The following is a 13100-nucleotide window of genomic DNA, read 5'->3' as shown; positions in this document are numbered from 1 at the left end:
GAAGGATCGACGCGATGGCCGTCTCTCATCTACGCAACACGCCCATCACGGGCAAGTCGTACACCACTTCCGTGGACGCAACCGCGCTCGGTGCGCCCGGCACAACCGCGGGCCTTCAGGCGCTGCCGCTGCGGTCCTCTGGTCGACCTCGGGAGGCGGACGGTTCAGGAAAGGTGTCGAGCCAAGTCCCGTGCAGCCTCCTCCCCATATCCCTGGCGCATACGGTCGAGAAGCACGGTCGGGTCGACCTGGTACTCCTGGGCGCCGATGTTCTCCAAGGCAAGGCCGGCGACCAGCGAGCCCAGCTGGCCGGCCCGGACCAACGACAGATCCCAGGAGAGTGCGGCGAAGAAGCCCGCACGGAACGCGTCGCCGCCACCGGTCGGATCCGGGGTCTCGATACTGGCCGGCACCGCAACGTGGAAGGTGGCACCGTCTCGTTCGGCGATCTCCACGCCGTCCTTGCCCAGAGTGGTAACGCGAACTCGGACCAATTCCAATAGTTGCTCGTCCGTCAGGCCCGCCTTGCTCTGCAGCAGCGACTTCTCGTACTCGTTGGTCAGCAGATAGTCGGCTCCGGTGATCAGCTCCACGACCTGATCGCCGTTCATCCGCGGAAGTTGCTGCGAGGGGTCAGCGGCGAAGGGGTAGCCATTCGCCCGGCACTCGGCGGCCTGCGCGAGCATCGCGCCGGGGTCGCTGGCACCGATGACGACCATGTCCAAGCCGCCGATCTGCTCGGCCACCGGAACCAGCCGGATGGCGCCGGTCTCGGCCATCGCGCCGGCGTAGAAGCTGGCTATCTGGTTGTCATCGCGATCGGTGGCGCAGATGAAGCGCGCGGTGTGCGCCTTGTCGCTGACGTGGATGAAATCGCACTCGACGCCGAGTCCACGCAGAGAGGCCCGGTGCTCCTCGAAGTCCTTCCCGACCGCACCCAGGAGCACCGGCCGCATGCCCAACTGCGCCAGCCCGAAGGCGATGTTGGCCGCGACGCCGCCACACCGGATCACCAACTCGTCCGCGAGGAACGATACGAACACCTGCGGCAGCGCCTCACGTAACAGCTCGCCGAAGTGCCCGTCGAAGGTCATCAGCTGGTCCGTGGCTATGGAGCCGGCCACAGCGATCTTCATCTCGACCTCGCGGAATCGTCGGATTCGGGCGCGGCCAGAGTACCGGACGATCGGCTGCCATCCGGTGCCGATGGGAGCACGCACAATCGGCTTTCCACGACCTCCACATGTACCGGGTGGGTAACCGCCAACGAGGAGTTCATGACCCACTCCAGGACCGCAGGACCCTCGAACGCGAGGACCGCCTCATCGACGGCGTCGCCGATCCGACCATCCACCGGCACCCTTCGCTGTCGTGTTCAAGCGACCGCCCCAGGCCAGTCGACTGGCCTGGGATGTACGTGGCCGAGAGAGCAATCATCCGCCGGGGCGGGTACGCGCCAGCCAGGTGGCGAGCTTTCGGCTGGTGTCCTCGCCAAGCACCGTCGCCGCCCGGGCCGCCAACGCAACCAGTTCGGTGTGCTGCGGCGCGGTGACCAACAGCTGCGGCCGTGGGCTGCGGCGCCAGCTCGTTCGTTCGGCGTCTCGAGCGAGGCGGGTTACGTCGGCTTTGCCACGTCCGGCCAGGCGGGGATCCGGGTCGAGTGCCAGCAGAAGGGCGGCGCGCAACTCGACGTCGACGCCACGGCCACGCAGCAGCCGGTAGCCGGCGCGGCGCAACTCCACCCGGCCATCCGCGAGCAGCTCCCACGGTAAGCCCGGCGGCACGGCACCGGCCAGCGGCCGCAGCGCGGCGGTGGCTTCCCGGACCACCGTCGGCGACGGATCGCGCACCAGCGGAACCAATTCCCCGACAACGGGAGCATCCAGAACCCGCAGACCCCTGACCGCTTGGGCGCGGACCTTGACCAGCGGGTGGCGCAGCAACGGCCGCAGCAGCGGAGCATCCGCGGCCGAGCCGGACTCGGCGAGTCCGGTGATCGCCCCCAGGAGCGGCTCCGCGGCACTCACTGCAGTCCGGTAGTGCTCCCGCGCGTCGATGCCGAGGCGGCGAGCCGCGTCCCGGGCCACCGCCCGCACCAGCGGCGCGTCATCGTCCAGGTGCACGGCAACTTCGGAGTCGTGGCCGACCCGGGCCAGCCCGGTCAACGCCACCACCCGCACCTCGGGCCGCCTCGACCTCGCTAAGCGGCGTAGGACATCGAGCCGGCGGGTCCAGACCGCCTCACGGCAGGCCACCTCCGCCGCCCGGACCCGAATCCCCACATCCGGGTCAGTCTCGGCGCTGGTCACATAGTCGGGCAGACGCAGCCATCCCTGCGACACGGCGATGTCGAACACGAACCGCCGCTGCCGGCGGCCACCCGAGCCGAACAGCCCGCGCCACACCTCGGGCGACGACGAGAGCAACGCCGCCCGTACCTGGGTGACAGCAAAACCACCCCGCACCCGAGCGTCGAGACGCAGCACCATCGGCAGCACCGCCGGCAGATAAGCACCGGGACCGTCCCCGAGCAGTACCGCCAGCCCGGCCCGCGCCCGATCCCGCACCGGCTTAACCCAATCAGCGGTACGCAACACCAGAAACGGCATCACCTCCGGCCACGGCCGAGCGACCATCGCCGCGACCGCACGCTCCCGGAGCCGCCCATCACCGTCCATACTGGCCAACGCCATCGCCGCCGGCCCCGACGTCACACCCGAAAAGCACACCCTGACCCCCCGCACCGCAGCCTCCGGGAACGTGCCGGACCACGGTCCCTGACGCGCGTGGGCGTCGAGCCGCGTCACCAACCCGGCAACACCGGTCACCATCGCCAACGCCGACCGCGCCGCCGCCTCATCACCAGCAGCTTCGGCCTCAAGCAGCACCTCGACCAGGCGGTCCAACGCCTCCCACCCGCCTGCGGCAGCACCATCAACCGCGCGCCGCACCGCGCCGAGCGGCCTACCCTCCCCCAGCACCGGCCGCTGAACCCGTTTCCCCCAGATCACCCCGCCATCCTGCCCGAGCCAACAAACCCGCCCGAACCCGCTTTCCCCGCAGCGACCCGTCCGGCAGCACAGCCCCGCACCGGAACGCGTGCGCCAAAGCCCGCTTCACGACAAGCAGGCCTGATCATTGGCGGGGCGGAGATGGCTGGGTTCGGTAACCGGCCTGCTCGGGCTCGGTGACCTGGTCGTCAAGGATGTCGAACGGCGGCAGCCCCGTGCCGGACGCTTAGATCTGCTGCTGCACGCCCCGGAGACCCTGACCCGGTACGAGGTCGAAATACAGTTCGGGGCGATGGACGAGGCGCACACCAATCCTCACCGAACAACTCGACCCATGGCTCGCCCGAGCCTTCTCACCCCACCGACTCACCGCCACAGTCCAAGCAATGGCCGACGCACAACACGACGACACCACCGGACAGGCCATCAAAGCAGCACGGGAAACCCTCGCCGCCTGCACCACTCGACTGGACCGCTACCGCGCCGCCCTCGACAGCGGCGCCGACCCCACCGTCGTCAGCCGATGGATCGCCGACGTCCAAGCCGAACAGATCACCGCCGAAGCAACCCTGCGCCGCTACACCGGACGCAAGACCATGAGCCCTGACGAGATCCACCGACTCGTGGAGACCCTGCGAAACATCACCATCGTGCTCCGCGACGCCGACCCCGCCGACAAGGCACGGGTCTACCGCGAACTGGGACTGACCCTGACCTACCGGCCGACGGCCCGCACGGTGTCCGCTCAGGCAACCCCAAGTGGATCATGTACTAAAATGTGTCCGAGGGGGGATTCGTACACGAATTTGCGGCACCCATGCTCAGCATGGGTGCTCATGCCGTAATCCTATAGCAGCCAGCGGGCACTGTGGAGAAGCAGTGAAGTCGCCCGGATCGGACGCCCGAGCGCTCGCGGTGGCAGGGTCGGATGCGCCGTGGCCTCGCTGGCTGAGTGTCAGCCTTTCTGGACAAGTGCGTTCAGCCCTCGCGCCGCCCTTGATCAGCAGAGCCGCCGTTAGTTATCCACACCCCTCTGATGCATGCGCGTGACGAGTCCTGCCTGCCGTAGGGTTCGATGTAACATCTCCATAGCCAGCACCAAGGTATCCGGGTCCTCAACGCCGGCGAGAATTTCTTCTACAGCCCGCCGAATCTGCACTCGGGGCTCTGCATCCCCATCGTCGGCGTCGTCGAGTGTCTCCCGTAGGGTCTGGAAGGCGGCGACGATCGAGGTGACCTTGGCTTTCGGATCTCCGGCAGCAAACTGGAGGTCGGCGTAGCGGTCCACCCACCAGACCAGCCCGAGAGCAGGATCAGTGAGGCGGCGCTGCAGCATCCGCAGCTGAACCGTCTCACGGGCGAAGGCGGTGTGAAGAGCATCCTCCTCAGCGGTTCGTCGTCGCATTGCCCGCCGAGCGGCGCGGGAGACGGAAATTCGTCCGCTGCCGCTGATAAGGATGCGAGCCTCGGCATCACAGACGTCGCGACACAGCTCGGCGTTGACCGCGTCCTCCGCCCTGCCGTGCTCGAACAGCCGGTATTGACCCGCGATTCTTCTCACCGTTTCTCTTAGAATATGCCGGGCAAGTGGATCCGGCATACGCGGCTGGTCGCGGAGGCAATCGGGATTCGGTCGCCAGGAGTAGCGAAGACGTACGTCATAATGGAGGCCTTGATCCAGAGTCTCCGGATACATGGAAAAGGAGCTGTACCGGAAGGACGACAGCTCCTTGATCCAGGTGGCGATCCTCATCTAGCTTTGATCGTTCGCAATATCAGCCGCACCAGTGATGACCGTTGCGACAGAAATCGATCCCTCGGGTGCGCGATCGTAGGCGATTGCCACATCGGCAAAAATCCTAGTAATTAATTTGTCCTTCAACCGACCCTCTGCCTTGACAACATTGAGGAAGAGGGGGTCCACGTGTCCCATGTGGCGGCCGAGAGACACCATGAAATCGACGAATGATTCTTCTGGCACGAGGTTGGTTTCAGCGGCGCGTCGCCACTCAAGCAACGCATCCTGGACGGACCCGGTACGATGCTCACGATCAGCGACCTGAACCCATCCTTCGATGAGCCGGCGGCGAATAGCCTGTCCAGCTTCCTCACCCTGAGATAGTGCTTGCAGCAGCGGCTCGGGCACTGGCTTGCCATTCGGGAACGGCGAGAAGGCATTGAGGAACACACCCGGTTCGACCGTGGCTGTCTCCGTCTCAGCGGAAATCCACTTGACCAAGGTGTCGACGGTCAACGCCGTAAGCTCGGGCGTTGCTATCAACCGTCGTAGTGCCTTCAGCGCACGCTGACGAACGTCTTCGCTTCCGGGTGACCTGAGAAGGCTTCGAACTCTGTTCAGGGCCTGGCTGGTATAAGTTCGCCCAAATTCGTTAGCCACGGCGCGAGCGATCGCTTGCTGTCGTGCCGGTTGCGATTTTCCGCCAGCCCACTTCGCCAGCTCGGGCCTGATCTTGCCGCCGAGCGTCGGATGAACGGCGAGGTCCGAGAGCAAGTCACCCACTAGGTCGATGCTTCCGACATCGTTCAAGGCGAGCCAGCCGTCCACCAACTTGAGAACTGGTGAAATGCCCACCGCTTGGGCAAGCGTCGTGAGCGCCCCTGCCAGCACGTCAAGGTTTCCCCTTGCCGGTCCCGAGCTGATCTCCTGGAGCCAACGAGTGAGTACCTCACTGAGCTGGATGTGTTGCGTCCAGAGATACGTCAGGAGCGCAGGGCCTTGAGACGCATGAACCAGATGCGCCGTTCCGGTGACCGGATCAAACGACATGCCCGCGGGTTCAAGGCGTTTGCTGGCGTCTGGCCGTGCAAGGAGGCCCCCCACCTCCTGCGGAAGATCGATTTCCGGCGCCCGGAGGAGCACGTCTGCGCTGTCCAGGATGACTGCCGCGGGCGCCTCGTTCAGGACGGCTCCGGCGATTCGGATCGCACGGGACTCGACGTCTCTGCTGCCTCCACGGAACCAACTGCGGACAGTGTCAGTCCAGCCGAGGTACTCGTCCAATCTTTCTACGTCGACCGGCCCCTTGGCCCTGACAATTACGTCTGCCAGTCGGACAGCTTCGCTTGGCGCTGATTCGGCCGGGAGTACACCAAAGAAGCTGCTGCCAGGGTCGTCCAACCAGATTACGCGATCAGCGGGCAGATACTGCTCAACGACCTTGCGAGGGACCGGTCTTTCGATGTCGACCACGCGAATGCCCGTAGCCGCCTCGGGCAACCTCCCCGCCCACACATCGGAAGACGCGGCGACGACCAGGTAGCTGTCGGCGGCATTCAGCTTACCAGCGTAATGGACCAAGTCCTGGAAGAACTGCGCCGGAAGCGGGGAGGCAACTCCCCGCAGGTTCAGAAGATAAGCCGCATTCCTCTCCTCCGGAAGGGTGGCGACATCAGGCTCGTCCCAGTCGGGTAAGAGTTCGAAGTGCCGGCCGGCGGGCACTGAGGCATCGGCCAAGAGGCGCATGCCAGCCGAGCGCCGGCCGGATGACTCAGGTGCTCTGAGCACAATGACCCGTGATCGTGCAGGGAGAAAGCTGGTAGATCGGACTGATTGCAGCGCTGCGTCGAAGCCGGCCGGAGGGGCGAATCTGTCAGGCGGCATCACAATGTTCGGGTCGACGGGCCGTGGACGCAGGCGACGCAGCCCTGTCAGATAGTTTGTGATGACATTGTCGCGGCCCGCAGTGTTAATATCGCGACCCGCGAAGTTGTTCTCCACCCGTTGCTCCGGCACGGACACCAGTTCCTGGTGTGGGGCTGTCATCAGCGATTCATCCCGAAGTTGTTGTCGCGGCCGGCCGTGTTGATGTCACCGAGCGCGTAGTTTCCCGTAACCGTTTGATGGGCGAACGTCGGCCCCAACTCCGTCAGCTTATCCTGTAGGATCCGGACGAACTCTTCGAGTTCCTCCGACCGGTTGTCGTCGACACAGGTGGAAATAATCTTCTCGATGGGCACCTGCACCCCCTTCGAGAATGCCGGGCGTTGTGCCGGCTCAATTGCAGCGACAGCATGCTCCAGCATGTCGAGTTGCTGAAGCTCGGCGGGGTCTTCTCCGGAAGAGCCGCGATGACCCGCCAGTTCTTTGAAGCGTGCTCGAGCGTACTGGTACACATCCGTTCCCATGGTCCCCGCGAAGGCGGCGCCGGCGGCGGCCAAGAGCTCAACAGGAATGGACATGGATGCGCTCCTCATGCAGGGTTGAAGCAACCGATTCGTGCGATCATCAACTTCCGGACCTAGCAGAATTCTAGACCATTCGGCCAATGTGGACGACGCAGTCGCGGCCATCCTAGGATCTGAAATCCGACACTTGCTCATGGCGGTGCAGTTGCATTGGGGCGCGGGCGTGATCGGCTACAACTTTCGGGTGTGAGCCAGCGAGGATGGTCGGGTAGGTTGCGGTCGGTATGATCGGCGTGGAACAGCGCCTCGGCGAGCAGTGCCCGGACGTGGGTGTCGGCGGCCGAGCAGTGTACGAAGGTGCCTTCGCCTCGGCCGCATACCAGGCCGGCAAGGCACAGTTTGGCGAGGTGCTGGCTGACGGCGGTGGGGCAGCCCCGTCGATCTCAGCCAGGCAGGCTGCTGTTGCCGTGGCGCGGCAAGATCGTGTTCAAAGGTCGTCGTAGTCCAGAAGCCCGTTCTCCAGTACATGCTGGCGGAAACCGCCGGGACCAAAGGGCAGGTAGTACCTGCTTTCCAGAAGGTTGTCAGCTAGCTCCTCAACCATCACCGTCGTGAGTTTCTTCGCGCGAATCGCCTCACACAGCAAGGGGACAGTCGCCGTAACCCGGATACCCTTTTCCTTCGCAATCTGGCGCGGCGTGGCGTCGTCTATCACCACTTCGCACCGATACACTTGACCCATGGCGAGAACCCCGCACTCGCCAAGGTTTCTGCCGCCGGCGACCAGTCGATCGACGTAGTGGGCGAACGCTTCGGCGAATTCAGGGCTAGTCGATCGGTGAACCCGAATCCAGTCAGCGTCGAGTACCGCGCGAGTGGCCGACACATGCTCGGCGGCGTCGTTAAGTTCTCGCTCAACGCTGTCGGGGATGTAGATGGGGCGCTCTGCAGCGAGAAAGCGCAGAACTCCCAGCCATCCTTGCAGCGCGAAGTGTCGCAATGGGCCGGTATCGAACACCCAGGCGTTCTCGGGCACCATCACGACACATAGTTCCAGATCTCATCGGTCCGGCGCTCGCGAACGCTCGGTAAATCCGCCTCGTCGAAAGTGCCTTGAAGTAAGTCAAGAGCTCGCTCGCGGCTGATTCGCTCATCGCGCACAAGCCGCAATACTGCACGCGCAAATGGTCGAGGGACTGTTGTCCCCTCCATCTCTTCAAGAGGGACGTACAGATTCATTTCAACAATGTCGGCTTGGGTAGTGCGACACTTACGCACCAAAGCGACTGTCTCACTGTCCGCTAGCCCCAGTTCTTTCAAGCGCGTTGCCAGAGTGGCCATGTCGACCCGAAACTCACTTGCAATATGAATTGCCGCACTGCGCTCGCCGGAACGGGAAACCTTCTCATGCCATAGCCGCGTGATCACGGCCGTAGGTAGCAGCAACGCGCGTGCGAAACGATCGAGGCGCGACTCCATTGGGATGGCATGAGTGGAGTGATCGGCAACTCGCCAGTCAACGGTGTACGCGTCTGCAATTAAATAGTGACCGAGTTCGTGCGCCAATGCGAGCCGCCTACGGCCAACCTTCATGTGGCTGTTGACGAGACTGACACCTCCACGAGGCAACAAGATGGTCGCGGCATCAGCGGTATCCTTGCCGACATCGCGAGAGAATGCCAGGAGCCCGACGTTGGCAACGCAGTCGGAGAGCTGGCGGATCGGCTCCTCTGCCGAAATGGCCATCAAGTCGCGCGCTTTCACAGCAAGCGTCTCGGCCTCGGCATTGGTCGTGGGCTGCGTGATGTCAGCCTGAGCGACTACGTCAGCAGCATCGAGACCCAACTCGTCGACGCCCAATGAGGCGACGAACTCGACCTCGTTGGTGAACTTCGCAAGCAGTGCATCGATTTGCGAGTCCGCAGTGTCCAGCCCTTGGCTGGACCGATGCGCGACAAGCGCTGGGACAGGCTCCTCGAAGAACGTAGACATGCGCACACCGATCGCGGCGGCAATGTCCGCCAGTTCGAGCGCCGTGACCTTGCGCACGCCCCCCTCGATCTTGTTCACGACTGTGCGCTCAAGACCAACCGCTCGTCCGAGGTCTTCTTGGCTCAGGTCCGCACGCTTGCGGGCATCTCGGATGCGCTCGCCTAACGTCTGTGCGTCGATGTCAGCCACAGTGCGATTCTCGCACACTGCGGCTGAAGCGCAAAGATAACTAGAGAGGGCAGAGAGAGCAGCTGGCACGCGAGCGAGGGGATCCCCGCGTCTGACCCGACAGAGCCATGATGAGGCGTATCGGATCACTCGCTCGGTGGACGTCGTTGGACGAGGCGCCCGGGCCCTGGACAACGTGACGGCGGGGGCCCGGTTGGATCGCCGGGGCCAAGCATCTCGCCCAAGCGATATTCCACCCCGACCACAAGTTTCGCATCCATGAGCATGGTCTACGACACCTGCGTACGATGGGCGTTTTGCGTAGATAGGAACAGCCGTCGCGTCGGGCCTTCCAGACGGCCGCCGGATGCGGTCACGCAGGCTGGTTGCCTTCCTCGCGCTGTCGTTTGCTCTCCCCCACAGCCCCATCGACCAAGGCGTCGAACAAGGGTGGCGCGACGGAAGGGCCACAGGTGCGACATCACCGCCTGCGCGAGCGCCTTCACCATCGCCTGCAACACGTCCGGCGACGCTTCGTCGACGGAGTCCCTGTCCAGCCAGTGCAGGCGGACTTCCTGTCCGACCCGAGCGCGAGGATTCCTCGTAGGAAGGTGAGCGTGTGGGAGAACCAGAGTGAAGATGTCGAAGATCCCCTGAGCCGATGGCTCAACAGCCAGCCGCAAGCCAGCGCACCACCGCCTGCACGACGGCGCGGTGGTCTGCGGTTTGCGTTCTATGGCCGGATGTCGACCGTCGAGCACCAGGACCGGGTTACCTCCCGGCACTGGCAGCGGGACTGCGCCACGAGCTCGTCGCCGCTCACGGGCTGATCGTCGCCGAGTACTTCGACGTCGGCTGCTCCCGCCGCCGCAGCTGGCGGCAGCGCCCGCAGGCCGCCGCCCTGCTGACCGCGCTCAACGACCCAGATCGCGGGTTCGACGCAATCGTGGTCGGCGAGTACGAACGGGCGTTCTCCGCTAACCAACTGCAGCACCTGGCACCCGTGCTCGAACAGCACGGTGTTCAGCTGTGGCTGCCCGAGACGGACGGGCCCGTCGATCACCACAACCCGACCCACCAAGCGCTGATCATGATGCTGGGCGCCCAGTCGAAACGTGAGGTGCAGCGCGCCCGGTTCCGGGTCGTCACGGCGATGCGGGCCCAAGCCCGGGAGCAGGGACGGTATCTCGGTGGCCGGCCGCCCTACGGCTACCGACTCGTTGACGCCGGCCCTCATCCGAACGCCGCGCACGCCCGCTGGGGTCGCCGGCTTCGGCGCCTCGAACTGGATCCGGCCACGGCCGGACACGTCCGGTGTATGTTCGCCCAACGCCTGGATGGCCGGAGTCTCGCCAGCATCGCGCGTGCCCTCAACAACGCCGGCATACCCTGCCCGTCGGGCATCGACCCCGACCGCAATCCCCACCGCAGAGGCGACCGGTGGACCCTACGAACGGTCGCGGCGATACTCAGCAACCCCCGCTACACCGGCCGGCAGGTCTGGAACCGGCAACCCGCGCACACCGACACCGACGCCAGCCGCCCGGAGCGAGAACCCATCCGAAAGAACCCGACCGCAGACTGGGTGGTCTCCAAACAACGGGCCCACACCGCGCTGGTCAGCGAACAGGACTTCGTCGCCGTCCAGGCCGTCCGCTCCCACCGGAGCGCCCACGACGGCACCACCCGCCGCTACCTGTTCACCGGACTACTGCGCTGCGGACCATGCGGCCGAAAAATGGAATCCCACTGGATCAATCAACGCCCCGGCTACCGATGCCGCCACGGCCACACCAGCACCCAACAGCCCACCAACCGCCAGCGCAAGATCCTCTACCTCAGGGAAGACCACATCATCACAAGACTCGCCGGTCATCCCAACCTCGCCAGCGACCCCCAGAGCCCACACGACCTGGTCGTGCTCCTGCAGAGAAACAAGATCACCATCGTCTGCGATCAGGAGCGCTGCACACCGACTACAGAAGCATCCGTGCAGGTCAACTCGCTCGACCCATGATCGATATGTGGTAATGATGTGTCCGAGAGGGGGAAATGAACCCCCACGCGTAGCATCCGTTATACAAACGGGTGCTCATGCGTTAATCCTAGCACTTCACGATGCGTAAACACTACACGCGCAAGCTGCCTATGAGCATTCATTAACTACCCAAGGAAGCCGACTCAATGCGCCTGCAGAGAGGACAGCAACGTAGCCAGTCTCGGCAGGGAGAATTGGGCCGCCGCCAAGTGCTTGAGTTCACGCGGTAGCAACAGGGACGGCGCGGCGGTGAGGCCATGGCGGAGGGGCTATGGAGTCGTTGGGCTCGGCCAGCGGCTCGGCCTGTCGTGGTGCCGCCGGTTGGGCGACACTCTGGGTGGTGAGCAGGATCAGAAGCGCGCCGAAGCCTGGGGCGCCAGGGCGGGCCAACAAGGCCTGCCCCGCCGGTGAACGGCTGGCCCTCAGGGCTGCTGACTTACTGCCGCCGACAGTAGCGAACGACGGAAGCGCCCCCAGTCAAGATTGAACTCTTTCTCGGCCGCACCGGGCAGGAGGCTCCCGAGACCCGGGAACTGTCCGGACGTCAATCGGCCGAAGCCTTGAGGGCATCGCTTATCACTGTATACCGGATGTGTTCCTGCTCTAGCCGAAGAGACGGAGCGAATGTGTCATTGACGAGGTCGTCAACAAGTGCCCGCTCTTGTTCCGTAAGCTGCGGAAGTGATCGGCGGGTGGGGGTCGGTTCGCGACCCCAGTGTGCGCGGTGGGCGAGCAGGGTCTCGCGGTCCATGAGAGTTGAGCGTGTGTGTGAGAAGGCGGCGCGGAGTCGATCGAGAATGGCGAAGCCGTGCGTGTCGATGTCGCCCCAGTAGACGAGGTCGCGGTCGCGGAGCCATGTCAGGGGCTCAAGTTTCGCGACGGCGTAGCCGCCGCCCAAGATCACGGCAGCGTCGTGGATAGGCGGAAAGGCGAGGAAGGTGGTTTCGTTCTCGACGACATAGACGGTCGCCACAGGCAGGGGTGTGGTAGCCAGTTCGCTCACGCGGACCGTGAGGTCGCTGTACGGCACGGGGCGGTGGTGGTTGTCGAGGAAGCGGATTCGAACGAGCAGAGGCTTGGGTCGTAGTCCGTAACGTTCAGCGAAGGCTGACGGCGGGTGAGCGACGTTGACTCGATCAGCGGGGAGGTGTCGGTCGAGTAGCTCGGCGAGGATGCTGCGGCGGGTCTCGACGAACTTGGTGTCGACGTCGCGGACGTCGATCTGCCGCAGATAGGTGGCGGGATCGGCGTGATGGTCGATCCACGCGACCGTGTCGAGCAGGCGAATCCAGTCCTGTTCGTGGGTGAGGAGCTTCATTGGGCGCTCGGCGGCCCACGCGGCTATCGGGGGTGAGACGGTGCGGGTTAGGTCGAGGAGGGTTTGATAGCGGTCGACCTGGGCCTGGACGCCGAGCGTTCGCCAGAGGAGGTCTGGGGTGTCTATCCATGCCTTGTGTGGGAGCTGGTTGGTACCGATGAGCCGGCCGCCTACGCTGCGGTACTCGACACGCACGGATCGGCCGTCGACTTCGCGCCAGCGGGTGGCCCACTGTTGGACATCCCCGAAGTTGTCGGCGGTTTCCCCGGCGGTCGGTCCTTTCAGCAGCACGGCGACCGGTGTTGGCGGTGTGCCTTGGGCAACGTCGCGGAGGAAGTCGCCGCGTTCCCAGCGGCGTCGCAAGACGGCGATGGCGTCCTCGATGGTGGTCCATGAGGCTCGTTGGCTGCTGCGGCTGCGCGGCATA

At 64.6% G+C, this 13100-nt stretch carries 10 protein-coding genes; 2 read left to right on the top strand and 8 right to left on the bottom strand.

Going from position 1 to position 13100, the window contains the following annotated elements:
- Positions 1-164: 164 nt before the first annotated feature.
- Together GA0070610_RS09290 and GA0070610_RS09285 are read right to left on the bottom strand one after the other, a co-directional pair.
- On the bottom strand, positions 165-1136 hold the full coding sequence (locus GA0070610_RS09290; protein WP_088999646.1) for a carbohydrate kinase family protein: 972 nt from the start codon (positions 1134-1136) through the stop codon (positions 165-167).
- A 297-nt stretch (positions 1137-1433) separates the two neighbouring features.
- Positions 1434-2906: a hypothetical protein gene (locus tag GA0070610_RS09285; protein ID WP_231926010.1), complete on the bottom strand. Its 1473-nt coding sequence runs from the start codon at positions 2904-2906 to the stop codon at positions 1434-1436.
- A gap of 491 nt (positions 2907-3397) precedes the next feature.
- Here GA0070610_RS09285 and GA0070610_RS30435 point away from each other — a divergent pair, with 491 nt between their 5' ends.
- Complete coding sequence (locus GA0070610_RS30435; protein WP_157747106.1) at positions 3398-3856, top strand: hypothetical protein; 459 nt, start codon at positions 3398-3400, stop codon at positions 3854-3856.
- Positions 3857-4026: 170 nt separating this feature from the next.
- Here the strand turns inward: GA0070610_RS30435 and GA0070610_RS09275 are convergent, their stop codons facing one another.
- The 5 genes from GA0070610_RS09275 to GA0070610_RS09250 all read right to left on the bottom strand — a co-directional run bounded on the left by GA0070610_RS09275 (position 4027) and on the right by GA0070610_RS09250 (position 9338).
- A complete protein-coding gene (locus GA0070610_RS09275) occupies positions 4027-4764 on the bottom strand; it encodes a hypothetical protein (protein ID WP_088999644.1) in 738 nt (245 codons plus the stop codon).
- Positions 4765-6750 (bottom strand): hypothetical protein, encoded by a 1986-nt coding sequence (locus tag GA0070610_RS09270; protein WP_157747105.1) that lies wholly within the window; start codon positions 6748-6750, stop codon positions 4765-4767.
- A 44-nt stretch (positions 6751-6794) separates the two neighbouring features.
- The gene (locus GA0070610_RS09265) at positions 6795-7211 is read right to left on the bottom strand and encodes a hypothetical protein (protein WP_088999642.1); all 417 of its coding nucleotides are present in this window, start codon (positions 7209-7211) and stop codon (positions 6795-6797) included.
- 433 nt (positions 7212-7644) lie between these two features.
- Positions 7645-8196 (bottom strand): nucleotide-binding protein, encoded by a 552-nt coding sequence (locus GA0070610_RS09255; protein WP_172896476.1) that lies wholly within the window; start codon positions 8194-8196, stop codon positions 7645-7647.
- The gene (locus GA0070610_RS09250; protein WP_172896473.1) at positions 8196-9338 is read right to left on the bottom strand and encodes a helix-turn-helix domain-containing protein; all 1143 of its coding nucleotides are present in this window, start codon (positions 9336-9338) and stop codon (positions 8196-8198) included. Before GA0070610_RS09250 ends, GA0070610_RS09255 begins: the two co-directional genes overlap by 1 nt.
- 640 nt (positions 9339-9978) lie before the next feature.
- Between GA0070610_RS09250 and GA0070610_RS09245 the strand changes: the two genes are divergently transcribed.
- Positions 9979-11334 carry a recombinase family protein gene (locus GA0070610_RS09245; RefSeq protein ID WP_231926009.1) on the top strand — a complete coding sequence of 452 codons (1356 nt, stop codon included), beginning with the start codon at positions 9979-9981 and terminating at the stop codon, positions 11332-11334.
- Between the two features lie 565 nt (positions 11335-11899).
- On the opposite strand, the gene GA0070610_RS09240 is transcribed toward GA0070610_RS09245, so the two are convergent.
- Positions 11900-13099 carry a Wadjet anti-phage system protein JetD domain-containing protein gene (locus GA0070610_RS09240; RefSeq protein ID WP_088999640.1) on the bottom strand — a complete coding sequence of 400 codons (1200 nt, stop codon included), beginning with the start codon at positions 13097-13099 and terminating at the stop codon, positions 11900-11902.
- Position 13100 lies beyond the last annotated feature (1 nt).

It is taken from the genome of Micromonospora echinofusca (assembly GCF_900091445.1).
Taxonomy (GTDB): Bacteria; Actinomycetota; Actinomycetes; order Mycobacteriales; family Micromonosporaceae; genus Micromonospora; species Micromonospora echinofusca.
This window is presented reverse-complemented; position numbering and strand designations above follow the sequence as displayed.

Bases quoted from the DNA above. Each gene is read 5' to 3' on its own strand.
- GA0070610_RS09290 (WP_088999646.1), bottom strand. From the start codon at position 1,136: ATGAAGATCGCTGTGGCCGGCTCCATAGCCACGGACCAGCTGATGACC.
- GA0070610_RS30435 (WP_157747106.1), top strand. From the start codon at position 3,398: ATGGCCGACGCACAACACGACGACACCACCGGACAGGCCATCAAAGCA.
- GA0070610_RS09275 (WP_088999644.1), bottom strand. From the start codon at position 4,764: ATGAGGATCGCCACCTGGATCAAGGAGCTGTCGTCCTTCCGGTACAGC.
- GA0070610_RS09265 (WP_088999642.1), bottom strand. From the start codon at position 7,211: ATGTCCATTCCTGTTGAGCTCTTGGCCGCCGCCGGCGCCGCCTTCGCG.
- GA0070610_RS09255 (WP_172896476.1), bottom strand. From the start codon at position 8,196: ATGGTGCCCGAGAACGCCTGGGTGTTCGATACCGGCCCATTGCGACAC.
- GA0070610_RS09245 (WP_231926009.1), top strand. From the start codon at position 9,979: ATGGCTCAACAGCCAGCCGCAAGCCAGCGCACCACCGCCTGCACGACG.
- GA0070610_RS09240 (WP_088999640.1), bottom strand. From the start codon at position 13,099: ATGCCGCGCAGCCGCAGCAGCCAACGAGCCTCATGGACCACCATCGAG.